We start from the raw sequence: 22,827 nt of genomic DNA, 5'->3' as shown, positions 1-22,827 counted from the left end.
AGTAGTCCTCTGCGCCATCATCGCCTGCCTACGCACATAGGAGACACGCCCTAGAGCCGCCGTCGTGTGCGCCGCTGCTGTGATCCTTCCGCCCCACCGTACCGGACTTTGCGAACGCAAACTACCCCTCGTGTGGAGGAAAGTTGCCACGGATGAGGCAACGGCCCTGCTCTGCGGCCGCGGTGGGCACGGGTGAGGACTCCGCGGGGGACTGCGGCGGGCAGGGTACGATTCCCAGGGTGTCGGCCCTGCTCAGGGGGTCGGCACGGATCACGACCATCGGCGAGAACCCCCATCCTCCACCACTGCAGAGAAAGTCACCGGCATGAGCACAGGACCCACCGACCGGGCATCCGGCGACGGCGCAGCCGCCGCGCGCCCCGATGCTGGAGGCTCTGCGGCCACCGGCCCTGAGGCGGAGCACCACGCACCGGACCGGAGGTTCGAGCGCACCTGGATGGTCTCCCTCTTCGGCACCGCCGTGGGTGCGGGCATCCTCTTCCTGCCGATCAACGCCGGTGCCGGAGGGCTGTGGCCGCTGGTGGTCGCCACCGTGCTGATCGGCCCGATGACCTACCTCGCCCACCGCGGGCTCTCCCGGTTCGTCTCCGCCTCCGACCACCCCGGCTCGGACATCACCGTCGTCGCCCGCGACCTCTTCGGCGAAGCTGCCGGGCAGGTCATCACAGTGCTGTACCTGCTCTCCATCCTGCCGATCGTAATGATCTACGGCATCGCGATCACCAACACTGTCGATGACCTGCTCACCGTGCAGCTGGGCCTGGCCTCTCCGTCGCGCTGGCTGCTCTCCGGGGTCCTCGTCGCGGTGCTGATGCTGGTGATGATCCTGGGGCAGCGCATCATGCTGGTAGCGATGCAGTGGCTGGTCTACCCGCTGATCGCCATCCTGCTGGGTATCAGCGTGTTCCTCATCCCGCACTGGGACTTCGGGGTGTTCCTCAGTGCGGAGCAGTCACCGGCGCGGATGATCAGCGCCCTGATCCTGGTGATCCCCGTGCTGATCTTCGCTTTCTATTTCGCCGCGGCGGTCTCCCAGTTCACTCTGGCCATGCAGCGCCGGTATCAGGGTGAGGCCGATGCGCGGGCCACTGTCGTGCTGCGGCGCACCACTGCGCTGCTGGTGATCTTCACCATGGGTTTCGTGTGGTCCTGTGTGCTGGCCCTGGGCGTGGACGGGCTGCGTGAGGCCCGGGATGCGAACCTGCCGGTGCTCTCCTATCTGGCGCAGACCCTGGACAGCCCGATCATCGCCTATCTCGGCCCGGCCGTGGCGATCGCGGCGATCAGCTCGTCCTTCTTCGGCCACTATCTCGGAGCCGCTGAAGGCACGGCGGGGCTGGTGCGCTCCGGGGTGAAGGCGATGGGCCGCACCCCCTCGGAGAAGGCGGTGCGCGGATCAGTGGCGGTGTTCATCTTCCTGCTGACCTGGGGCGCGGCCGTGGCGGACCTGGGTGTGCTGGACATGATCGAGACGCTCGTCGGGCCGGTGATGGCCCTGGTGCTTTATCTGATGCCGATGTACGCGATCCACCGGTTCGAGGCGCTGCGCCGGTTCCGCGGGCTGGGCTCGAACGTCTTCGTCACGGTGGCTGGGTTCTTCGCGGTGGGCTGCATCGTCTACCGGGTTGTCGTCGTCGGGTTCTGAGCTGGGGCCGGCGGGTCAGCCGAGCCCGATGACCTGGTCCAGCAGCAGCACCCCGAGCACGGAGTAGGCGATGCCGATCCACAGGGCGTGGGTCATGGCGAGCCAGAAGCGGCCGGTGGCGATGAGCAGGCCGATCGCCCAGGGGATGCAGGCGAGGACATAACCGACGACGACCATCCACAGCCCGAGCAGTTCGGCGTTGGCGAGCATCCATAACCCGACGCCGAGCATCCACACCATAGTGGCCTCCAGCAGCAGGGCGGCGATGAGCAGCGCGGCGACAGTGGCCCACAGGTAGCGCGCGATGCGCCAGCGGTCCTGCGGCGTGTGGGTGCTGCGCCTGCGCCCGATATCGCCCCGCCTCGTCGTCTGCGCACGCTTCGTCCCCTTCCCGGGGGTCTGCCCACGTTGGCCACCCTTCCCCGCGGCCTGTTTCTTCTTCGCACTCATCGCGGCTCAGGATATCCCCCACCCACCCACGTTTGTCCGAACTCCCTGCGGAATCCGAATGCTATTGGGCACGGATCTCTGAAGCATTTCGGATAAACGTGTCTGGTGGTCGTTGTTCTGAGGGGCTCGGCGTGTGTAACCTCATCCTCACCGCTGCAGAAGTGGCGTGGATCACGCATCGGAAGGATGACCGCCATGAGCACAGGCTCAGCTGCTGACCACCACCGGCAGAACCCTCCTGCCGGACGCCCGACCATCTTCGGCACCGCCTCCACCATGGGCGACGACGAACAGCTCACCACCACCCGGCTCTTCGCCGACGCGGCCCGCAGCTTCGCCTCCCAAGAGATCGTCTACCGCAACCAGGACGGCCAGTGGCACACCACGACCTACGCCGAGACCTGGCGGCGCATCCGCCGCGTCGCCGCTGGACTGCGCGAATACGGGGTCGAGCCGGGAACCCGCGTCGGTCTGCTGATGTGGAACGACATCCGTCACTTCGAGTCCTACTTCGCCGTGCCCGCCCTGGGCGCCACGATGGTCCAGCTGAACCTGCGGCTCTCGCCGAAGGACATCGCCTACGTCGTCGAGCAGTCCCAGGTCACCCACATCATCGTCGACGAATCGCTCGCCCAGCTCGCCGGTGAAGTGGAGAAGCACCTCAGCGGATCGGTCTCCCGCTGGTTCATCGCCACCGATCATCCGCTCTCGGCCGCGCAGAGCCGGCTGCACAACGTTCACTCCTATGACTCCGTCTCCACGCATAATCCGCCGTTGGAGGAGCTGCCCAACGTCGACGAGCGCTCAGCCTCCGGAGCCTGCTTCACCACAGGAACCACCGGCCGACCCAAGGGTGTGTTCTACTCACACCGCTCCACCTGGCTGCATGCCGACGCCATCGCCACCAACCTGTGCATGCGCCTGGACGACACGGTCATGCTGCTGACCCCGATGTTCCACGTCCAATGCTGGGGCCTGCCGTTCGCCGCGGTGAAGACCGGCGCGCGCATCGTGCTTCCCGGCCGGTTCACCATGCAGGACACCCCGATGCTGGTCGATGCCATGGCTGAGTACGAGGTGACCGTGGCACCGGCGGCCCCGGCGATTCTGAACCCGGTCCTGCACCGGTTCCGCCAGATGGAGCAGGCACCGGACCTCAGCCGTGCCCGATTCGTCTGCGGCGCCTCGGAGCCGCCGATCTCGCTGATGCGCGGCATCTATGAGCTCACCGGCGCAGAAGTCATCCACGCCTACGGGGCCACGGAGACCTCCCCGATCGCGACTGTCAACCGCATCCTGCCGACGCTGGCGGCCTCGATGGATGAGGAACAGCGGTGGGACCTGCGCCGCTCCCAGGGGCTGGCGGTCATCGGTGTGGATGTGAAGATCGCTGATCCGCTGGGCGAACCGCTGCCCTTCGACGGCAAGTCCGTCGGAGAGATCTGCCTGCGCGGCCCGTGGATCACGAAGTCCTATTTCGAGAACCCGGAGGCCAATGAGAGTGCCTTCGACGAGGAGGGATACTGGCGCTCCGGTGACGCCGGCACCGTCGACGCCGACGGGTACCTGAAGGTGACCGACCGGCTGAAGGACGTCATCAAGTCCGGTGGGGAGTGGATCTCCTCCATCGATATGGAGAACACATTGGCCGGGCATGGTGATGTGGCCGACGTCGCCGTCGTCGGTGTGCCACACCCGAAGTGGGGTGAGCGCCCGCTGGTGCTGGTGGTGCCGGTTGAAGGCGCGCAGGTGACCACGGAGCTGGTGCACCAGGTGCTGCGCAAGGATTTCGCGGACTGGCAGCTGCCTGAGCGGGTGGAGATCGTCGAGGAGATCGCCCGCACCTCCGTGGGCAAGATCAATAAGCGCAGTCTGCGTGAGATCTATGCCGAGGCCTACGGCGGCTCCGAGTAACCCGCCCCACCCATCTCACCCACGTTTATCCGAACCCTCTGCAGTATCCGTGCCTTATAGAGACCGGATCACGCAGAGGATTCGGATAAACATGGGTGGTTAGTGGAGGGTGCCGCCCGGGATGGCGGTGTCCGGGCCGGCGTGCAGGCTTTCGGCGATCAGCAGGTCCACTGCGTGCACCGCCTGTTGGAGGCTCACCGAGGTCTGCTCCGCGTGCAGATCGGGGACGTGCACGAAGCCTCCGCGCGTGTCTGCACCGGTGCGTGAGAGGTGGTCCATCAGCGTGTAGAGCACGTCATTGCAGACGAAGGTCCCTGCGCTCAGTGACAGCCGGACGGGGATCCCCGCAGCGGCGATGCGCGCGTGCGCCGCCTTCAGACGCAGAGTGGCAAAGCGGGCACCATCCCCGTCGGCCCGGACCGGCTCATCCACCGGTTGCGATCCCGCATTGTCCGGGATGCGTGCATCGCGCAGGTTGATGCCCACACGTTCCAGCGCGACGGCATCGGTCCCACCGGCCAGGCCCAGGGCGACGACGACCTCCGGCATCTCACCTGCTCTGGTCAGCTCCTCCAGACGTGTGCACAGGAGGGCCCCTGCCGTCTCGAACTCGACCGGTAGAAGCATGGTCTGCAGCTCCAGAGCCGCGCCCGAGGACTCCGCCTCGGACTGGGCCACCAGCTCGCCCGCCGCCGCCCGGGTGGCCAGCTGTTCGGCGAGATCCCAGGAGGGGTTGCGGTCTGCCCCATCGAAGGGCGCGAACCCGGTGATCAGAACGCGGCGGGGTGCGGATGCGGAGGCGGGCTCGTGCGGAGTCTGGGTGGGCATGTCGGGAGTGTATCGGCCTCAGGCGGTCCACGCGGTGAGGGCTACGAGCCAGGTATCAGGGGGTTCCCCGTGGCTCTGCTATAGATGTGCGTCGGGCTGTCTCTATATCGCAGCCCGACGCACATTCGTAGCTGAAGCTGCCGCTTCGGCCCGGATACTACCGGGTCAGCTGCTCCGCCAGCTCGATGATGTGCTGGTATTCCTGGCCGGTGGCCCGGGACATCCCGATCTCACAGGTCCGGTTCGAAGAGGCATAGGCTGTGGTCGCGCAGCCTTGCACCTCAGCGGCCTCCTGCGCGGTGGCCGAGGCGGTGAGCTCCGGGTGCAGCAGGCCTCGATCCCCAGCGAATCCGCAGCAGCCCCAGGCGGCCGGGACGATCACGTCCTGAGCCAGCAGCTCACCCAGAGCGGTGAGATGGGCATTGGTCCCAGACCGGGTGGAGGCGCAGGTCGGGTGCAGGGTCAGCGAAGGAATCCGTTCCGCCACCGGCAGCGACGGCATCACCTTTTCGGTCACGAACTGCACGGCATCGACGATGCGCAGCTCCGCGTACTCCGAATGTTCGGCCACAGCAGTCGAGAGCATGTGATGCAGCCCCTCGGAGCAGGAGGAGGCGTCGCAGACCACCGGCAGCCGCCCGTGGTCTGAAGCCCGCCACAGGGCCGGCAGCACCTTCTCGCGCATCTGAGCGAACCCGGATTTCATCCCTTTGGAGCTCCACGGCGTGGAACAGCACATCGAGTCGATGCCGACAGGCACGCTCAGCCGTACCCCGGCACGCTCACACAGCGTGCGGAACGCCGCAGTGGAGCCTTCGCCCGAGCCGGAGGGGCCGAACATCGCCGACGTGCAGGCTGCGAAGAACACGGCATCGGCATTTGAGGAGTCGGTCCATATGTCCTCAGTCCGGCGGCGCTTCGCACCTCCGGCCGGGAGATCACCGGAGTACAGCGGCACCTGATCGGTGCCCACAGCGCGACGGGCCAGCTCCGTGGCGCCGCGGACCACAGGAGTCGGAAGCCGCCTGGCGGTGCTCAGCGCCGACCCGGCACCCCGGGAGGCGACCTCCCAATGCTCGGCGGCCTGCCGCCACATCGCCTGCTCGGCACGTCCGCCGTTCTCGGCGCGCAGGCGTTTCACCAGGTCACCGGTGTTGATTTCAACAGGGCAGGCGGTCTGGCACATGCCGTCGGCCGCGCAGGTCTGCAGCGAGTCATACTCCTCGGCCTCACGCAGCTCGGCCAGCAGGGTGTGGTCGCCCTCCCGCTCCGCGGTGACCATCGCCCGGCGCAGCACGATCCGCTGCCGCGGCGTCGTGGTCAGCCCACGGCTGGGGCATACCGATTCGCAGAACCCGCATTCCACGCACCGGTCCACCTCCTCCTCCACCGGAGGGTTCGTCTTCAGCCCGGTGAGGTGGAACGACGGATCTTCGGAGAGGATGATCCCCGGATTGAGGATGCCCTGCGGGTCGATCAGCTGCTTGAGCTCCACCATGACGTCGAAGAGCTCATCGCCGTACTGGCGGCGGACGAACGGCGCCATGTTCCGGCCGGTGCCGTGCTCGGCCTTCAGCGAGCCGTCGTGGCCCAGCACCATGGATACCAGATCCTCGGTGAACCGTTCATGGCGGGCCACCCCAGCCTCAGTATCAAAGGTCTCAGTGAGCATGAAGTGCAGGTTGCCGTCTCGGGCGTGGCCGAAGATGCAGGCATCGGAGCCGTAGTCGTGCTCGGCGAACAGCCGGGTGAGGTCCTGGCAGGTCTCCAGCAGCTTCGGCGCGGGGACGACGATGTCCTCCAGCAGCGCGGCGGTACCCTGCGGGCGGGCTGCTGCCACAGTGGCGTAGAGCCCTTTGCGTACTGTCCATAGGGCGGCACGTTCGGCCCGATCCCGGCTCAGCGAAGGGTCGGCGGAGAGGGAGAATCCGTCGAAGGCGTCGGCGGCACGGGCCAGAGTGGAGGCCAGCGCATCGTCGTCGGAGGCCTGGTATTCGATGAGCAGGCAGGCATGTTCGGCGACGTCGAAGCGGTTGAGCTGGTCGACCTGCGCCCCGGAGTTCTGGGCGATCTTCAGGCTGGTGGCGTCCATCAGTTCGATGGCGACCGGCTCAGTCCGGTTGACCTCGCGCAGGGCGGCGCTGGCCTCGTCGAGGGTGTCGAAGAACAGCAGTCCGGTGGCGGCCAGCGGCTGCGTGGGGACCGTACGGAAGACTGCCTCGGCAACGAAGGCCAGTGTGCCCTCCCCGCCGATCACCAGGTGCAGCAGGATTTGGACCGGATCGTCGTAGTCGAGGAAGGCGTTGAGCCCGTAGCCCAGTGTGTTCTTCATGGAGAACAGGTGTTCCAGCCGCTCGACGGATGTGGAGTTGCTGCGGATGCGGTCACGTAGCCGCAGCAGGCCGTCGTAGATGCGGGGCTCGGAGGTGCGCAGCGTGTGGTCGGCGGCAGGATCGGCGGTGTCGATCACGGTGCCGGAGGGCAACACCAGCACGGCGGATTCGAGCATGTGGTAGGTGTTCAGGGCGGTGCCGCAGGCCATGCCGGAGGAGTTGTTGGAGATGACTCCGCCCATGGTCGCCGCTGAGGACGATGCCGGGTCCGGGCCCAGATGGTGGCGGTGCCGACGCAGGTGGTTGTTGACCTGATTGACCGTCAGGCCGGGGCCGACGCGGACGCGGGCGCCGTCATCGAGGACCTCGATCTGCTGGAAATGCTTGCGGGTGTCGGCGAGGATCGCGTCGGTCTGCGCCTGACCGGCCAGGCTGGATCCGCCGGAGCGGAAGGTCACCGGCCGGCCCTGGCCCTCTGCGGCGCGCAGCAGCTCGGCAACCTCAGTGATACTGCGCGGCGTGGCGATGATCTCCGGGGTGAACAGATAGTGGGAGGCATCGGGTGCATAGCGGATGCGGTCTGCGGATCGACGGGTCGCCACCGGGCCGCCCGCCCGTTGCGGGTCCATCAGATCCTCCAGGCCGGAGGTGGTCAAAGCGGCGGGTGCGGCGAGCTGAGGCATGACGTCTCCCGTGACTGGGTGCAGGTCCGGTGGCCCAGGGTGCGACCTGAGTGTGTCGAGAGTAACAGTCGGCAGGTGGCGGTGAGTGAATACGTCGAACCTGACTCAGGACACCGTCATCTCTCCCATGGCATCCCATCCGTCACCGTCGATCTGCCGGGAGATGATCTTCGGCGTCGCGGCCAAGGCACGGTGCATGGGTCCATCATCGGCGGTGGCCGCGCGGAAATGCGCGGAGTTCACGTGTGGCTCGGCGCCTTCGTCATCGAAGGCCTCGACGAGTACGTATTCGTTCGGGTCCTCGAGGCTGCGGGACCATTCGAACCATTTATTGCCGGGTTCGGCGCGTGTGGCCTCGGTGAAGCTCCGGGTGATCTCCGGCCATTCTTCGGCGTACTCGGGCTTCACGGGAAACTTGACGACGATGAAGATCATGGCTGCTCCTTGAGGTCTGAGATGAGCTTTGAGGTGTGAGACCGGCTTGATACGTGAGGCAGGTGTGCCGGTGCTGCGGGAGGGATGAGCTGGTCTCGCACCAGCGTCGCCTACCAGGACGCGCAGATGAACCGCGCTTCTCGTGTCACGAGAATCGTCAGCTGAGCGGCATGCCTCCCGAGCGCAGGTATCGCGAGCATCGTCCGGCATAGTCCCGCAGCGTGGATTCGATGCTGCGACGACGGCCTGCGGCCTGCTCCGCCGGCATGCTGATCGCCACTGCGCCGACGCCGAGTCCGCGACTGTCGTAGACCGGTACCGCCGCGCAGGTCTGATGTGCCAGGAACTCCTCATGTTCCCAGGCGATTCCTCGCAGGGAGACCTCGCAGAGGTGTTCGTCGAGAACGGCGGGATCGGTGGTGGTGTGTGCGGTCAGCCGTGGCATGCCTCGTGCTGTGAGGTATGAGCTCCGGTGCTCTGGTTCCATCCCGGCCAGCAAGATCTTCCCGAAGGCTGTGGCGTGGGCGGCCTCGTGGAATCCGAAGCGCAGAGGCTGGAGCCGGGGGTGGCGTTCGCAGTCGGAGAGGTGGATCAGGATGATGTCGGAGCCCCGGTAGACGGCGAAATAGGCGGCTGCTTCGATGCGTTGGTGAAGTTCGTCGACGGCTCGTCGAATAGCTGTGGGGGCGGTGACCTGGTCGCGGAATGCCAGGCCCAGATCGAAGCACTTGGGCCCCAGTTCATAGACGCCGTTGCCGCGTAGATGGACGACGTAGTTGTTCGCCACCAGGTCTCCCAGCAGTCGGTAGACCGACGGCAGGGGGATCTCCAGTCGTTCTGCGATTTCGCGTGCTGTGGCCGTGCCCGAGGCGGCGACGACCTCCAGCACACCGAAGGTGCGCCTGACCACGGCAATGCTCGACATCGATGGGCCTCATTCCTCTCATAACGGGACCTCAGTGAGCTGGGTGTTCTCGTATCACGAGAATCAGCCTAGTTCAGAGTGTCAGAGATCACATAACGTCGTGGATGCGACCTCCGCGCCGGACCTGCGAGCCGGAGCTACGAGTCTGTGATGCAGCCTGATCTGAGGAGCCTGACGATGGTTTTTCCCGCGAAATATCCCTCATTGAATGCCGTCGAGATGACCGATGAGGCGCGTCAGACTCTGCTGCGGGTGCTGCGCGTCGCCTTCCCTCATGACTGCGTACCGGATGGACCTTACGAACGCACAGCGGACAGGATTCTGGAAGAGGCTGAGAGTGAGACCTGGTTCCGTGTGGCGCTGACCCAGGGGCTGCTGTCTCTGAACCAGCTCGCCGACGGAGACTTTCGCTCCCTTGATGACAAGGCCGCCCTGCGGGTGCTGCGGCGCGTGGAGGGGACCGAGTTCTTCGGTTTCGTCCGCCGGACCACCGTACTCAATCTCTATGACGACCACGAAGTGTGGGCAGCCCTGGGATATGAAGGGCCCTCCTTCGATCAGGGCGGTTACATCACCCGTGGATTCGATGACCTCGACTGGCTGCCCGACCCGCGTATTGAGTACCCGGATGAGCCGCTTCCCGAGATGGGACCCGGCGGCGGGGGCGCCCCGCCGGTGCCTGCAGCCTCGACCGACTCGACCAACCAGCCCGGGGCCACCAGCGCCGATATGGAAGAGGTGAAGAAGTGATGCCCAGGTCATCTGAGAATCACACTCCCGGTGGCAGCATCACCGGTTTCTCCGTGGATCAGGCCGAGGAGGCCGTGGTCATCATCGGCTCCGGTGCCGGGGGAGGAACGCTGGCCTATGAGCTCACAGCTGCCGGTATTCCCGTAGTCGTCTTAGAGGCCGGCCCGTATCTGACAGGCGATGACTACGTCAATGATGAATGGGAGGCCTTCAATCAGATGGCCTGGCTGGATCCGCGCACCACTTCCGGTTCCTGGCGGATCACTCGTGACTTCCCGAATCTCCCGGCCTGGATCGTCAAGGCGGTAGGAGGGACGACGACCCACTGGTCCGGGGCCACCCCGCGGTTCAAAGCGCACGAGTTCAAGGCGCGCAGCGCCTACGGACGGATCGAAGGCGCGAATCTCATCGACTGGCCGATCTCGTTGGAGGACATCGCCCCGTTCTACGATCGTGCCGAAAAAGCGATGGGGTCGACCCATGTCCACGGGCGCCCACCGCTGCCGGCGAACAACAACTATAAGGTCTTCGCTAACGGTGCCGAACGGGTGGGCTACCGCTTCTATGCCACCGGGCCCTACGCGACCAATGCTGAGGAGTATGACGGCCGGCCCGCCTCCATACAGGACGGGTTCAACTTCCAGGGAGACAAGAACGGCTCCAAGTGGTCCACGTTGGTCCGTGAGATCCCTCGGGCAGAGGAGACCGGGCTGCTGGACCTGCGTGTGGAGTCGCAGGCCGTGCAGATCACCCACGATGCCTCCGGGAAGGTCGATGCCGTCCTCTACCTGGACAAAGACGGGAATCTCCATCGACAGGCGGCGAAGATCGTCTGTGTGGCAGGAAACGCCATTGAGACGGCACGGCTGCTGCTGCTCTCCGGAACTCCGACATTCCCCGAGGGCCTGGCGAATTCCTCCGGCCACGTCGGACGAAACTATATGCGGCACCTGACCGGCACCGTCTGGGGCTATTTTGACCAGCCGGTGCGGATGTACCGCGGGGAGACGATGGCTGGAGTCATCGCTGATGAGTCAGTACATGACCCGGACCGCGGTTTCGCCGGTGGCTACTACATGGAGACCATTGCGTTGGGCCCCGCGTTCATGGCGGCATTCGGCGAGCCCGGTTCCTGGGGTCCGGAGTTCACCAAGATGATTGACCAGTATCTGCACACCGCCGGGATGTGGATCGTCGGTGAAGATATGCCGCAGGAGTCCAACCGTGTCGCATTGAACACCACAGTCAAGGATCAGAACGGGCTGCCGGTTCCCAACGTGCACTATGACGACCACCCCAATGACATCGCTATGCGCGAGCACGGCTACCAGGCGGGGGAGAAGGTCTACGAGGCGGTCGGTGCCACAGGCACCCACCGCACTCCGCCGTACCCGTCCACGCACAACCTGGGGACTGCTCGGATGAGTGAACGGGCGGAGGACGGTGTCGTCGATCGTTGGGGCCGTGCTCATGATGTGCCCAACCTGTTCATCTCTGACGGCTCTGTCTTCACCACCGGGGCGGCGGCCAATCCGACGCTGACCATCGTCGCACTGGCTATCCGCCAGGCCGAGTACATCATCGAGGAACTGCGGACACAGCGTCTCTGAGTGTGCAGACCGGGCTGCCGCGGCGTCATACGGCGTGTGTCGCGCAGACCCGTGCCCTGATCTTGCTACTGTGCTATCCAGCTGAGGGAGAGGGGCGCGATGGACAGCACAGTGCTGCGGGGTGCCGCGGTCGTCGACGGCACCGGCAGGCCTGCCGAACCCGCCGATGTGCTGATCTCCGGGGACCGGATCGCCGCGATCGCCGGGCCGGGGTCCATCCCCACAGACGGGGTCTCCCGGGTGCTCGATCTCAGCGGCCTGACGGTGATGCCGGGGTTCATCGACTCTCATGCCCACTCGGACAATGCCGCGCTGCTGGACTACACGGACGCCTCCAAGACCGCACAGGGCGTGACCACCGAGATCAACGGCAACTGCGGCTTCACCCTGGCCCCTCGCGCCGCCGAGAACATCGAGGGTTTCCAGTCGCTGGTCCGGCGGATTTTTCCGGAGCACGACTGGTGCTGGTCCACGTATCCGCAGTTCCTCGAGCACATCGCTGAGGCTGGGCTTCCCACGAATTTCGCCAGTCTGATCGGCCACAACACGCTGCGCATTGCCGCGATGGGCTTAGAAGAACGTCCGCCCTCATTACAGGAACGCCACATCATGCGACGAGAGCTCGACGAGGCGCTCGCCGCCGGCGCCGTCGGCCTGTCCACCGGGCTGGTCTACCCGCCCGGGGTGTACAGCCGGACGCAGGAGATCGTGGAATTGGCCTCTGCGCTGCCGGCCACTGCGGTCTACGCGAGTCATATGCGCAATGAAGGCCAGCACCTCAGGCGCAGCATCGACGAGACGCTCAGCGTCGCCGAGCAGGCAGGCGTTCGGTGCCACCTGTCCCATCTGAAGGTGGCGGACCGTCGTCAGTGGGGTGCGATGGCCGAGGTCGTCGAGGGCCTGCACCACCACCGTGCTGCCGGTGTGCACATCACCCAGGACGTCTACCCCTACACGGCGGCGAGCACGATGCTCACCGCGCTGCTGCCTCCGTGGATGCATGCCGGGGGTACCCGGCCTCTGCTGGAGCGTCTGCGCTCGGCCGGCTGCCGGGAGCAGATCCGGGCGCAGATCGCTGACCCCACCGCCGACTTCGAGAATTACGCGTTGGCCGCCGGCTGGGAGAACATCGTGGTCTCCAGTTCCGGCACTCAACGCTACGACGGCGCCTCGCTGGCGCAGATCGCGCACCTGCGTGGGCAGGATCCCGTCGATGCGCTGGCGGACCTGCTGATCGAGGAGGAACTGCGGGCCACGATGATCATGCACATCATGGCCGAAGAGGACCTGCAGCGGGCGCTGGCCGACCCGCAGACGATGATCGGCAGCGACGGCCTGCCACAGGGCACCGGCGGACGCCCCCATCCGCGGGCCTTCGGCTCCTTCACCAGGGTCCTCGATGTCTATGTGCGCCAGCGGGGGCTGCTCGAGCTGGAGGAGGCAGTGCGTCGGATGACCTCGCTGGTCGCGGACACCTTCTGCCTGCCGGGCCGGGGTCGCGTCAGAGAGGGCCACTTCGCCGATCTCGTCGCTGTGGACCTTGAGGGGCTGGAAGACCGTGCCACCTACGCGGAGCCCCAGGCACCGCCGCGGGGCATCGAACATGTATGGCTCAACGGAGAACCAGTGGTCGACTCCGGTCGACCGACTCGACGGCGAGCAGGACGTGTGCTCCGCGCTAGGCACTGACACCACGGAGAGGATCATGATGAGCAGACCAGAGACCATGAGCAGTAGGCGGTGGTCAGAGGAGTCGGAAGACTTCGAACATGACCCCCGGTACCGAGTCTCCCTGAGGGAGACATGGATATGCATCGGCTATTGGGCGGCGTTCACCGGGATCGCCATCGCCATCGCCTGGGGTCTCGGCTCCGGGGTCGACGGGGCTGAACAGGACTTCGTCATGGGATTCCCGGCGTGGTTCTTCTACAGCGGCATCGCCTTCGTCGGAGTGGCCAGCTTCATCGCCCCGTACCTGATGGTGCGTTTCCTCTTCCGCGATATCAGCCTCGAGCCTGAGGACGACGGACTCGCGGGTCACTCAGCCCAGCAGAGGGGTGAGCGTTGATGCGGTGGGACATCGCACTGCCGATCATCATCCTGCTGGCTCTGATGATCCCCATTGCGCTCTATTCGCTCCGACGGACGAAGCAGCAGGCCTCAGCCTCGGGCGGGTATTACATCGGCGGCCGCTCGCTGGGGCCGATCATCCTGATCTTCACCGTCATCGCCTCCGCGGCCAGTTCGGGGACGTTCCTCGGGGCGCCCGGCCTGGCCTTCGCGGAAGGATACGGCTGGATCTGGGGTGCGCTGATGCAGGTCCCGGCGGCGATCCTCGCCCTGGGGCTGGTGGGCAAGAAGTTCGCCATCGTCGGGCGGAAGCTGAACCTGATCACCTTCACCGACTTCTTCAAGGAACGCTATGAGTCTCGGGCGGTCACCCTGGTGACTGCGATCTGCATGGTGGTCTTCCTGGTCGCCTATATGGTGGCTCAGTTCGTCGGCGGTGCCCGGGTGCTGGAGGCGATCACCGGTATCCCGTTCTGGATTCTGGTGATCGTCTTCGCGCTCATCGTCGCGCTCTACACCTCGATCGGCGGGTTCCTCGCCGCAGCCTTCACCGACGCGGCACAGGGCATCATCATGCTGCTGGGCGGAGTGGCGCTGTGGATCCTCGTGCTGACCACTGTCGGCGGGTTCGCCGGGATGGAGCGGGAGAGCCGGACAGTGGACCCGGAGCTGCTCGTGCTGCCCGGCGCCAGCGGCTTCGACCTGCCGATGATGTTCTCCTACGCCGTCATGTTCGGCTTCCTGCTGGCCTGCCTACCGCATATCGTCGTCCGGGCGATGTCGTACCGGGATTCGAAGAGCCTGCACCGGGCGCTGTACATCGGTCCGGCGATCTTCATGCTCTTCACCATCGGCTTCGGCGCGATGGGCGTGGTCGGCAAGGCGCTGTACCCGGAGGCGCCGGTGGCGGATCTGGTGATTCCGCACATGATCATCGAGCATCTGCCCGGGCCGCTGGCCGGAGCGGTGCTGGCTGCACCCCTGGCGGCGGTGATGTCCACCGTGGACTCCATGATCCTCGTGGTCTCCGGAGCGATCGTCCGGGATCTGTGGAAGGAGTTCATCAAACCGGAGATGACGGACAGGCAGGAGTACCGGGCCGGGACCTTCGTCAGCCTCGGCATCGGCATCATCGTGCTGCTGCTGTCCCTGCAGCCGCCGGACTTCCTGCAGTTCATCATCAACTTCGCCATCGGTGGTCTGGAGGCCGGGCTCTTCGTCCCGCTCATCCTGGGGCTGTATTGGAAGCGCGGCAATGCGCTGGGTGCTCTGCTCTCCATCTCCGGCGGGATGGTCTACTACCTGCTGGCATCGGAGTTCTTCGATGTCCTGGCCTTCGGGATGATGCCGGTGCTGCCGGCGGCGATCTTCGCGCTGGGGATGTATCTGCTGGGCAGTTATTTCGGTCCGGCGCCGAGCCGTCAGGTGTTGGTGAAGTTCTGGGGGACGCAGCGCGCCATCGAACGTGAGATCGGCTACGGGCTGGGGGATCAGCGCACGCCGACGGCGTGAGCACAGCGGCGAGTGCCGCCGCGAGTGTCGCCGTGAAGCGGCCGGGATGATCTCATCACCTGAGTTCCTCGGACATCCGAGCTTCTCAGGTGATGAGACGTTTCCGCTGAACTGTGGACTCTCTCCGGCGGATCCCGCAGAGTAGGGTCTCATCGGTCCGAACACCCCCTGGGCCCCTGCGACGATGCGGCATCCGACGATCTCGGTCTGCGCGCAGCGTGCGGATCCGTCCGCGTGACACCGGCAATGACGCCGACGACACTTCACAGGAGCTGCAACAGATGAACATCGAAAACCCCCATGCCCCGATCACCGACGACGAGGTCTTCCGCGAACACGAGGGCGGCAAGCTCTCGGTGGAGAGTACGCGGCCGCTGAACTCTCAGCGGGACCTGTCCATCGCCTACACCCCCGGTGTGGCGAAGGTCTCCCGGGCCATCGCGGATGACCCCGGGCTTCACTCCAGCCACACCTGGGCGGACCGGCTGGTCGTCGTCCTCTCCGACGGTTCCGCCGTGCTCGGCCTCGGTGATATCGGCCCGGCGGCCTCTCTGCCCGTGATGGAGGGCAAGTCCGTGCTCTTCCGTGAGTTCGGCGGCCTGAACTCGATCCCGCTGGTGATCAACACCCGGGACATCGACGAGATCGTGGAGACCATGGTCCGACTGCGGCCCTCCTTCGGTGCGGTGAACCTCGAAGACGTCGGTGCGCCGCGCTGCTTCGAGCTGGAGGCCAAGCTCAAGGAAGCCCTCGACTGCCCGGTCATGCATGACGACCAGCACGGCACCGCCGTCGTGGTGTTGGCCGCGCTGATCAATGCTGCCCGGCTGACCGGCCGGGAGCTGGCAGGGCTGCGCGTGGTGATCGCCGGCGCCGGAGCTGCCGGCATCGCGGTGACCGAGATCCTGGAGCAGTCCGGGGTGAGTGACATCGTCATCACTGACTCCAAGGGCGTCATCCACACCGGCCGGGAGGACCTGACCGGCGTGAAGGCTGAGGTGGCCCCGCGGACCAATCCGCGCGGGGTGACCGGCGGCATCGAGGACGCTCTGGAAGGAGCTGACGTCTTCGTGGGGGTCTCCTCCTCGAAGGTGCCGGAGGAGGCGATCTCGCGCATGGCTGAGAACGCGATCATCTTCGCCCTGTCCAACCCGGACCCGGAGGTCATGCCCGACGTCGCCGGACGCCATGCCGCCGTGGTTGCCACCGGCCGCTCTGACTTTCCGAACCAGATCAACAACGTGCTGGCCTTCCCCGGCATCTTCCGCGGTGCGCTGGATGCCGGCGCCCGGGAGATCACCGCTCAGATGAAGGTGGCCGCGGCTGAGGCCATCGCCGAAGTGGTGGGCACTGCGGCGGAGGCTGACTACATCGTGCCCTCGGCGCTGGACCCGCGAGTCGCCGAGGCAGTGGCCGACGCGGTGCGGCGCACCGCCCAGGAGCAGGAGGTCTGAGGGGCGGGGCTGATGCCGGCCTGACTGGCACCGACCAAGCGCTGCTCATCCACTGATCAGCTGCCCGACGGGGGCGGCGGCTCGAGAGGCCGCCGCCCCTTTCAGTGCGTTGGTGTACCTAGAAGTGGGCGCCTTGTATTGCATGACCGGCGTCACATCTGTAGATTATGGTCGTCAAGCGAACATGCATTCGCTGAGCGAACGTTCTAGATGGAGAGATTCCGAGGCCGCGATGTCAGGACCACAGACCTATCCCCGGTGGTTACGCCGCAGGGTGGGCTACCGCGTGCCGCAGACCGTCGCTGCCTCCGCTGCAGCCGCCGTGCTCCTGACCGCATGTGTAGACGGCGGTGATCCCCAGAGCGAGGGTACGAATCAGATCAACCTCGTCGTCCCCTTCGCCCCCGGCGGTTCGGCCGACGGCACTGCACGGCAACTTGCCACCGAGGCCGAGCAGACCTGCGGCAAGGACGTCGTTGTGCGAAACGAGACCGGCGGTTCCGGCACCGTCGGTTTCCAGTCCGTCGCCTCAGCACCGGCAGACGGGACGACCATCGGCGTCGCCGCCATCGAGCTCTCCATCCTGCCCCACCTCGGTGTCTCACCCATCGAACCGGCAGATGTGCGGGGCATCATGCAGTACAGCGAACAGCCTGTGGCCTTCGGAGTGCCGGAAGACTCCGACATCGAAAACGTCGACGAATTGTTGACCACTGATGAGGACATCACCGTGGCCAGCTCGGGCACCGGTTCGATCTACCACATCGGGTTCGCCGGGGCCGCTCAGGCCGCCGAACAGCCGAACCTGCGCAACGTGCCCTACTCCGGTGCGGCGACGGCCGTGCAGGCAACCCTCGGTGAGGAGACCGATATGGTGACTGTAGGTGCCGCTGAGATGGCCCCCTACGTCGAGGACGGACAGCTGCGCCCGCTTGCCGTCGCAGGTGACGAGCAGGTCGACATCCTTCCCGAGACCCCTACGCTCGAGGAAGTCGGGCTGGACTGGACGAGCTACGCGATTCTGGGGCTCTTCGCTCCTCAAAACACCCCTGACGATGTCATCGGCGAGCTGAATGAATGTCTTGACGAGGCGCGTCGCTCCGACTCGTTCTCCAGCTACATGGACACGCTGGGCTTCACCCAGGAGTACAAGGACGCCGAGGAGTTCGATGCCTTCCTCCAGGAGGAGTATGAGCGCTACGGTGACGTCGTCGAGCAGGCAGGATTGGGAGAGCAGTGAAGAGCGGAGATACCGAACGGACCTCGGCGGCGTCGCTGCTGAGTGATCGGATCATCGCCGCCGTGATGGTGGTGCTGGGTGTAGTCCTGCTGATTCTCGCCTTCGGCTTTCCGGAGCCGGGTCAGCCTGAGGACCCAGGGACGGGGGCTCTGCCACAGCTGATCGGATTCGCTCTGGTCGTCCTCGGGGTGATGCTGCTCTTCAACGCCGAACGCCATGTGATCGCCCCTGAGCCCGGATCCCGCCTACGGACTGCACTCATGGTTCTGGCGGGTCTTGGTTACACCCTCCTGCTGGGACCGTTAGGTTTCGTCCTCGCCACAGTGCTTTTCATGGTCGTGGGAATGCTGATCATGGGAATCGGCAGAGTGGTCCGCCTCATCGCGGTGCCCATCGTCGTCGCTCTGGCTGTCTACTACCTGTTCACCGCTGCGCTGGGGGTCTACCTGCCCCCTGGCCTCATCGAGGGAGTCCTGCCATGACCGAATGGATGGACGGTCTGAACGCCGTCGCTGATGTGCAGGTGCTGCTCATGCTCGTGTTGGGCGTGCTCGTCGGCATCGTCGTCGGTGCCCTGCCCGGCATCTCTGCCACTGTTGGTGTGGCCCTGCTGCTGCCCTTCACCTTTGCCTTAGAACCGCTGGCAGGGATGGTTCTGCTGCTGGGTATCTACGGTGGTGCCGTCTATGCGGGCTCCATCCCGGCGATCCTGATCCGCGCACCCGGTACCCCTGCCTCGGCGGCGACGGTCGCCGACGGCCACGCGATGACCCAGCAGGGAAAGGGTGTCCAAGCGCTGAAGATCTCCGTACTGGCCTCCTGTATCGGTGGTCTGGTCGGCGTGGTGCTTCTGGCGTTCTTCTCCCCGTTCATCGCCGAATTCGCCCTCGGGTTCGGATCGGCCGCCAACTTCATGCTTGCGCTGTTCGCCCTGACGATCATCGCCTCAGTCTCTGAGGGCCGCATGGTGAAGGGGCTCATTTCCGGTTTTCTCGGGCTGGGGCTGGCAATGATCGGACTGGACACGATTCAAGGCTTCCCTCGGCTGACCTTTGACAGTGCAGACCTGCTCTCCGGAGTCTCGTTCATCCCGCTTATGATCGGTCTGTTCGCCGTCTCCGAGGCGTTCCTGCAGGTCGAACGGGTCGCGAAACTCGATCTGAAGATGCGTCCGGAGAAGTTCCGGGCGACACCGGCCTGGCTGCGGCGGATGACACCCTCGGGAACGCTCGGCTCTGGGATCGGCTTCGTGATCGGTGTGATCCCCGGCGTCGGCGGTGACATCAGCTCTTTCGTCGCCTACAACGAGTCAAAGCGGCTCACGAAAGACTCTTCGAAGTACGGGACGGGCGATCCGCGCGGCATCGCTGCGGCCGAATCGGCGAAGAACGCCGGCACGGCAGGTGCGATGGTGCCCACGCTGACCCTCGGCATTCCCGGTGACGTCACCTCTGCCGTGCTGATCGGAGCCTTGACTGTGCACGGACTCCAGCCGGGACCGAGTCTCTTCACCGGCAGCCCAGACCTCATCTACGGTGTGTTCATCGGCTTTGCCCTGGTCTACGTGGTGCTGTTCGTTCTGGGATGGTTCGGTACGACGTTCTGGGTCCGCCTAATCGAAGGGGTACCTGCTCGGATCCTCTGGCCAGCGGTGATCGTACTTGCTGTCGTCGGTTCCTACGCCGTGCGTTCCAGCGTCTTCGACGTGTTTGTGATGTTCGCCGCGGCCATCCTCGGCTACGTCATGACCAAAGGCGGCTACCCCCTGGCTCCGCTGATCATCGGAGTGATACTGGGCCCCATCGCCGAGAGCGGTTTCCGCCGTGCCATGATCATCCATGATGGGAGTCTGGTTTGGCTCCTTGAGCCGATCCCGCTGGTCCTGGGTGTGCTGACCCTGGCATCGATCGGTTTCGCGATCTGGCGTGCCCGCCGTCAGCCACCTCTGCTGGCGCAGACGGAGGAAGAGAAGATGCACGAACCTTCCAGGGAGGATGTTCGATGAATCCCTGCACCGGGATCGCTACCGTCTGCCTATCCGGCACTCTGCCGGATAAGCTGGCGGCGGCCGCCCATGCCGGATTCGACGGTGTCGAGCTTTTTGAGCCGGATCTTCTGGGCTCGCCTCTGAGTCCGATGCAGATCCGGGGACTTTGTGCCGAGCTCGGACTTACCATTGACCTGTACCAGCCGTTCCGGGACGTCGAAGGTGCCCCTGAGGGCCGGTTCGAGGCGACGCAGCGACGGGCCCGCCGGGTGTTCGCCACAATGGAGGAGCTGGGATGCGATCTGGTGCTCATCTGCTCCTCGGTGGCTGAGGACACCATCGACGACGACGAGCTCGCCGCGGCGCAGTTGCGCCAGCTGGCAGAGATCGCCGCTGACTACGGGGTGCGCATCGCCTATGAGGCACTGGCTTGGGGAGCCGCAGTCAACACATGGCAGCATTCCTGGGAGATCGTGCGCCGCGCCGACCATCCCAGCCTGGGGCTGTGCCTGGACAGTTTCCATGTGCTGTCCCGGTCCGATGATCTAGATGGCCTTGCGGAGGTGCCCGCGGAGAAGCTTTTCTTTCTGCAGCTCGCAGACGCCCCGCATCTTAACATGGACGTGCTGCAGTGGAGCCGCCATCATCGTCTGTTTCCCGGGCAGGGAGCGTTCGATCTGGTCACGTTCACCGGTGCGGTGTTGGCGGCAGGTTATAAGGGACCGCTGTCCCTGGAGGTGTTCAACGATGTCTTCCGGCAATCGCCTCCAGCGCTCACTGCCGTCGATGCCCATCGATCGCTGAGGGATCTCACTGCACGTATAGCACAGGATCCCTCTGGGGACGATACGGGAGAGAACCGACTCCCCGCAGCCCCGAGCCCTGCCGACTGCGCCTTCGTGGAGATCGAAGCCACTCCCAGCTCAGCACTGGGTCTGCGCACAGTGCTGCGGGCTTTAGGTTTCGTCCATCGTTCCGATCACCGCTCCAAACCGGTAGAGCTGTGGGACCAGGGAAGTGCCTGTCTGCTCATCAATGTCACCACCTGCAGCGACAGATCACACCCCTTCACGCGGGTGGCCGCCCTCGGGTTGCACACTGAGAATCCCCAGGCGGCCGACGCCCGTGCCCGGGCGCTCAGCCTGGATCCGCTGCCGCGTGTGATCGGAGACGATGAGGCGGCAATGCCGGCCTATGCGATCCCCGACGGCACCGGACTGTTCCTGTGTCCTAGCGCAGAGGGCATGAGGAGCTGGACTGAGGACTTCGCCGCGCGTGATGAGATCGAGAAACCGCAGACCAACGTGGGGCTTACCCGGATAGACCATGTCAGCCTCACCCAGCCTTTCGACCGTTTCGACGAGTCGATCCTGCTGATGCGTTCCTTCCTCGGTGTGGCCAACGCGCAAGCGGTTGAGCATGCTGGCCCCTTCGGCCTGGTGCGGTCCCAGGAGCTGACCGTCTCCGGCGAGACTCTCGGTGTGGTGCTCAACGCCTCGGTGCTGCGGCGTGGCACCTGGTCACCCGGTGTCGTCTCTCCCCAGCACATCGCACTGCACACTGATGACGCCTTCGCGGCGGCGGAGGCACTGGCCCGATCCGGAGCACCGGTATTGGACATCCCGGCTAACCACTACGCGGATCTGCAGGCGCGCCTGGGGCTTGACGATGACTTCGTCGCCGCGCTCTCGGCTCGGAGCCTGCTCTATGAACGTGATGTCCAGGGTGGAGAATGCTTCCACCTGTTCACCCAGGTCGTCGGCTCGCAGGTGTACTTCGAGATCATCGAACGTCGCGGCGGCTACAAAGGTTACCCCACCGCCGACACCACGATCCGTATGGCCGCCCACGCGGCACAGCGGGCGTCCCTGCTCAGGACCTGACGGGCCGGTTCTCCCAGTCCCCAGACCTCACCTCCGAGACCCCCAGTCCAGAGATCCCACCATCCCCTCCAGGAGCCACGATGCGAGCGGCAGTGCTCACCGCCCCCGAAACCGTCGAGCTGACTACCGTGCCTGACCCTGTCCCCGACGTCGGTGAGGTGCTGGTCAGAATGCGCGCGGTGGGGCTCTGCGGTTCCGACCTGGGAGTCTGGTCCGGTGCGCGGGCGGTCCCTGAGATGCCGTGGATTATGGGGCACGAAGGAGGAGGTGAGGTGGTCGCCGTCGGTGTCGGCGTTGATCCTGGCCGGGTGGGCGAGCAGGTGGTCATCGAGCCGAACTATCCCTGTCTGGAGTGTGAGGCCTGCGCCTCCGGGACCACCTCGGTGTGTCCCCGTCGGGGGATCCTCGGAATGAATATGCCGGGACTGCTCGCTGAACTCGTAGCCGTCCCGGAGCAGTTCGTGCATTCGGTGACCGGAGTCGCGGCCTCTACAGAGGCCCTCGCGGTGATCGAGCCGACAGCAGTGGCGCGGGCCGCAACTGCGGTGTCCGAGGTGCCGTCAGGGGCAGATGTGCTGGTGACCGGGGCTGGTTCTCAAGGCCTGCTGGTGATTCAGCTGCTCGTTGCCGCCGGTGCGAAGCCATGGGTGATGGAGCTCGATATCGGAAGGCGGGCCCTGGCTCGGGAGCTTGGTGCCGTCGGCGTCGAGGACGCCTCGGCCCCTGCCAAGTTCAGCCATGTGATCGATGCCGTCGGCACCTCGGGATTGTGGCAGGTGATGCTGCCGAAGGTGGCCGCACCGGTGACCGTCACCGTGATCGGGATGAGTGAGGATCCTCTGCCGCTGACGACGAAGCAGATCACTCGTGGGCGGATGACCCTTCGTGGCACGATCATCTACGATCATCCGCACGACTTCGAGCAGGCAGTGGCCGCCGTAGGATCCGGCGAGATCGACCCCCAGGCGATCCTCACCGAGGCGACGCCCTTCTCGGAAGCCGGTGAGGCCTTTGCCTCGGCGTCCTCTGCGCGGGGAAAGACCTGGATCCGATTCGACTGATGCCTGCGTCGTTCCCTGACCTGCAA

At 65.5% G+C, this 22,827-nt stretch carries 18 protein-coding genes; 13 read left to right on the top strand and 5 right to left on the bottom strand.

Features of this window, described 5'->3' with window-relative positions; all coding sequences use genetic code 11:
• Nucleotides 1-325 precede the first annotated feature (325 nt).
• Nucleotides 326-1,666: an SLC5/6 family protein gene (locus RIL96_RS10365; RefSeq protein ID WP_310548949.1), complete on the top strand. Its 1,341-nt coding sequence runs from the start codon at nt 326-328 to the stop codon at nt 1,664-1,666.
• A 15-nt stretch (nt 1,667-1,681) separates the two neighbouring features.
• On the opposite strand, the gene RIL96_RS10360 is transcribed toward RIL96_RS10365, so the two are convergent.
• Nucleotides 1,682-2,116: a hypothetical protein gene (locus RIL96_RS10360; protein WP_310548948.1), complete on the bottom strand. Its 435-nt coding sequence runs from the start codon at nt 2,114-2,116 to the stop codon at nt 1,682-1,684.
• Between the two features lie 195 nt (nt 2,117-2,311).
• Here RIL96_RS10360 and RIL96_RS10355 point away from each other — a divergent pair, with 195 nt between their 5' ends.
• Nucleotides 2,312-4,030, top strand: coding sequence for a long-chain-fatty-acid--CoA ligase (locus RIL96_RS10355; RefSeq protein ID WP_310548947.1), 1,719 nt, complete (start codon nt 2,312-2,314; stop codon nt 4,028-4,030).
• Nucleotides 4,031-4,129: 99 nt separating this feature from the next.
• Here RIL96_RS10355 and RIL96_RS10350 read toward each other — a convergent pair whose 3' ends face one another.
• The 4 genes from RIL96_RS10350 to RIL96_RS10335 form a co-directional block, all read right to left on the bottom strand.
• Nucleotides 4,130-4,858: a pyroglutamyl-peptidase I gene (locus RIL96_RS10350; protein WP_310548946.1), complete on the bottom strand. Its 729-nt coding sequence runs from the start codon at nt 4,856-4,858 to the stop codon at nt 4,130-4,132.
• A gap of 157 nt (nt 4,859-5,015) precedes the next feature.
• A complete protein-coding gene (locus tag RIL96_RS10345; RefSeq protein ID WP_310548945.1) occupies nt 5,016-7,874 on the bottom strand; it encodes an FAD-binding and (Fe-S)-binding domain-containing protein in 2,859 nt (952 codons plus the stop codon).
• Nucleotides 7,875-7,979: 105 nt separating this feature from the next.
• A complete protein-coding gene (locus tag RIL96_RS10340) occupies nt 7,980-8,309 on the bottom strand; it encodes a putative quinol monooxygenase (protein ID WP_310548944.1) in 330 nt (109 codons plus the stop codon).
• 157 nt (nt 8,310-8,466) lie between these two features.
• Nucleotides 8,467-9,234, bottom strand: coding sequence for an IclR family transcriptional regulator (locus tag RIL96_RS10335; RefSeq protein WP_310548943.1), 768 nt, complete (start codon nt 9,232-9,234; stop codon nt 8,467-8,469).
• A gap of 177 nt (nt 9,235-9,411) precedes the next feature.
• On the opposite strand from RIL96_RS10335, the gene RIL96_RS10330 reads away from it, so the two are divergent.
• The 11 genes from RIL96_RS10330 to RIL96_RS10280 all read left to right on the top strand — a co-directional run bounded on the left by RIL96_RS10330 (nt 9,412) and on the right by RIL96_RS10280 (nt 22,801).
• Entirely contained in the window at nt 9,412-9,984 is a 573-nt protein-coding gene (locus RIL96_RS10330) for a hypothetical protein (RefSeq protein ID WP_310548942.1), read from the top strand.
• Nucleotides 9,984-11,594, top strand: a complete 1,611-nt coding sequence (locus tag RIL96_RS10325; protein WP_310548941.1) for a GMC family oxidoreductase — start codon at nt 9,984-9,986, stop codon at nt 11,592-11,594. Before RIL96_RS10330 ends, RIL96_RS10325 begins: the two co-directional genes overlap by 1 nt.
• A gap of 99 nt (nt 11,595-11,693) precedes the next feature.
• Entirely contained in the window at nt 11,694-13,283 is a 1,590-nt protein-coding gene (locus tag RIL96_RS10320) for an N-acyl-D-amino-acid deacylase family protein (RefSeq protein ID WP_310548940.1), read from the top strand.
• Nucleotides 13,284-13,320: 37 nt separating this feature from the next.
• Nucleotides 13,321-13,662, top strand: a complete 342-nt coding sequence (locus RIL96_RS10315) for a DUF997 family protein (RefSeq protein ID WP_310548939.1) — start codon at nt 13,321-13,323, stop codon at nt 13,660-13,662.
• On the top strand, nt 13,662-15,176 hold the full coding sequence (panF, locus tag RIL96_RS10310; protein WP_310548938.1) for a sodium/pantothenate symporter: 1,515 nt from the start codon (nt 13,662-13,664) through the stop codon (nt 15,174-15,176). The genes RIL96_RS10315 and panF overlap by 1 nt, the downstream gene beginning before the upstream one ends.
• Before the next feature lie 281 nt (nt 15,177-15,457).
• The gene (locus RIL96_RS10305; protein WP_310548937.1) at nt 15,458-16,630 is read left to right on the top strand and encodes an NAD(P)-dependent malic enzyme; all 1,173 of its coding nucleotides are present in this window, start codon (nt 15,458-15,460) and stop codon (nt 16,628-16,630) included.
• 286 nt (nt 16,631-16,916) lie between these two features.
• Nucleotides 16,917-17,870 (top strand): Bug family tripartite tricarboxylate transporter substrate binding protein, encoded by a 954-nt coding sequence (locus RIL96_RS10300; RefSeq protein WP_310548936.1) that lies wholly within the window; start codon nt 16,917-16,919, stop codon nt 17,868-17,870.
• Nucleotides 17,867-18,352: a tripartite tricarboxylate transporter TctB family protein gene (locus RIL96_RS10295; RefSeq protein WP_310548935.1), complete on the top strand. Its 486-nt coding sequence runs from the start codon at nt 17,867-17,869 to the stop codon at nt 18,350-18,352. Before RIL96_RS10300 ends, RIL96_RS10295 begins: the two co-directional genes overlap by 4 nt.
• Nucleotides 18,349-19,875: a tripartite tricarboxylate transporter permease gene (locus tag RIL96_RS10290; protein ID WP_310548934.1), complete on the top strand. Its 1,527-nt coding sequence runs from the start codon at nt 18,349-18,351 to the stop codon at nt 19,873-19,875. Before RIL96_RS10295 ends, RIL96_RS10290 begins: the two co-directional genes overlap by 4 nt.
• Nucleotides 19,872-21,740, top strand: a complete 1,869-nt coding sequence (locus tag RIL96_RS10285; RefSeq protein WP_310548933.1) for a sugar phosphate isomerase/epimerase and 4-hydroxyphenylpyruvate domain-containing protein — start codon at nt 19,872-19,874, stop codon at nt 21,738-21,740. Before RIL96_RS10290 ends, RIL96_RS10285 begins: the two co-directional genes overlap by 4 nt.
• An 80-nt stretch (nt 21,741-21,820) precedes the next feature.
• On the top strand, nt 21,821-22,801 hold the full coding sequence (locus tag RIL96_RS10280; RefSeq protein WP_310548932.1) for a zinc-dependent alcohol dehydrogenase: 981 nt from the start codon (nt 21,821-21,823) through the stop codon (nt 22,799-22,801).
• Nucleotides 22,802-22,827: the final 26 nt, after the last annotated feature.

It is taken from the genome of Nesterenkonia aerolata, from assembly GCF_031470965.1.
Lineage (GTDB): Bacteria > Actinomycetota > Actinomycetes > Actinomycetales > Micrococcaceae > Nesterenkonia > Nesterenkonia aerolata.
Note: the sequence above shows the minus strand (reverse complement) of the source record. Positions and strands in the feature narration are given on the sequence as shown.

Excerpts from the sequence above, each read along its gene's own strand:
- RIL96_RS10365 (WP_310548949.1), top strand. The coding sequence starts at position 326 with ATGAGCACAGGACCCACCGACCGGGCATCCGGCGACGGCGCAGCCGCC.
- RIL96_RS10360 (WP_310548948.1), bottom strand. The coding sequence starts at position 2,116 with ATGAGTGCGAAGAAGAAACAGGCCGCGGGGAAGGGTGGCCAACGTGGG.
- RIL96_RS10355 (WP_310548947.1), top strand. The coding sequence starts at position 2,312 with ATGAGCACAGGCTCAGCTGCTGACCACCACCGGCAGAACCCTCCTGCC.
- RIL96_RS10350 (WP_310548946.1), bottom strand. The coding sequence starts at position 4,858 with ATGCCCACCCAGACTCCGCACGAGCCCGCCTCCGCATCCGCACCCCGC.
- RIL96_RS10345 (WP_310548945.1), bottom strand. The coding sequence starts at position 7,874 with ATGCCTCAGCTCGCCGCACCCGCCGCTTTGACCACCTCCGGCCTGGAG.
- RIL96_RS10340 (WP_310548944.1), bottom strand. The coding sequence starts at position 8,309 with ATGATCTTCATCGTCGTCAAGTTTCCCGTGAAGCCCGAGTACGCCGAA.
- RIL96_RS10335 (WP_310548943.1), bottom strand. The coding sequence starts at position 9,234 with ATGTCGAGCATTGCCGTGGTCAGGCGCACCTTCGGTGTGCTGGAGGTC.
- RIL96_RS10330 (WP_310548942.1), top strand. The coding sequence starts at position 9,412 with ATGGTTTTTCCCGCGAAATATCCCTCATTGAATGCCGTCGAGATGACC.
- RIL96_RS10325 (WP_310548941.1), top strand. The coding sequence starts at position 9,984 with ATGCCCAGGTCATCTGAGAATCACACTCCCGGTGGCAGCATCACCGGT.
- RIL96_RS10320 (WP_310548940.1), top strand. The coding sequence starts at position 11,694 with ATGGACAGCACAGTGCTGCGGGGTGCCGCGGTCGTCGACGGCACCGGC.
- RIL96_RS10315 (WP_310548939.1), top strand. The coding sequence starts at position 13,321 with ATGAGCAGTAGGCGGTGGTCAGAGGAGTCGGAAGACTTCGAACATGAC.
- panF (WP_310548938.1), top strand. The coding sequence starts at position 13,662 with ATGCGGTGGGACATCGCACTGCCGATCATCATCCTGCTGGCTCTGATG.
- RIL96_RS10305 (WP_310548937.1), top strand. The coding sequence starts at position 15,458 with ATGAACATCGAAAACCCCCATGCCCCGATCACCGACGACGAGGTCTTC.
- RIL96_RS10290 (WP_310548934.1), top strand. The coding sequence starts at position 18,349 with ATGACCGAATGGATGGACGGTCTGAACGCCGTCGCTGATGTGCAGGTG.
- RIL96_RS10285 (WP_310548933.1), top strand. The coding sequence starts at position 19,872 with ATGAATCCCTGCACCGGGATCGCTACCGTCTGCCTATCCGGCACTCTG.
- RIL96_RS10280 (WP_310548932.1), top strand. The coding sequence starts at position 21,821 with ATGCGAGCGGCAGTGCTCACCGCCCCCGAAACCGTCGAGCTGACTACC.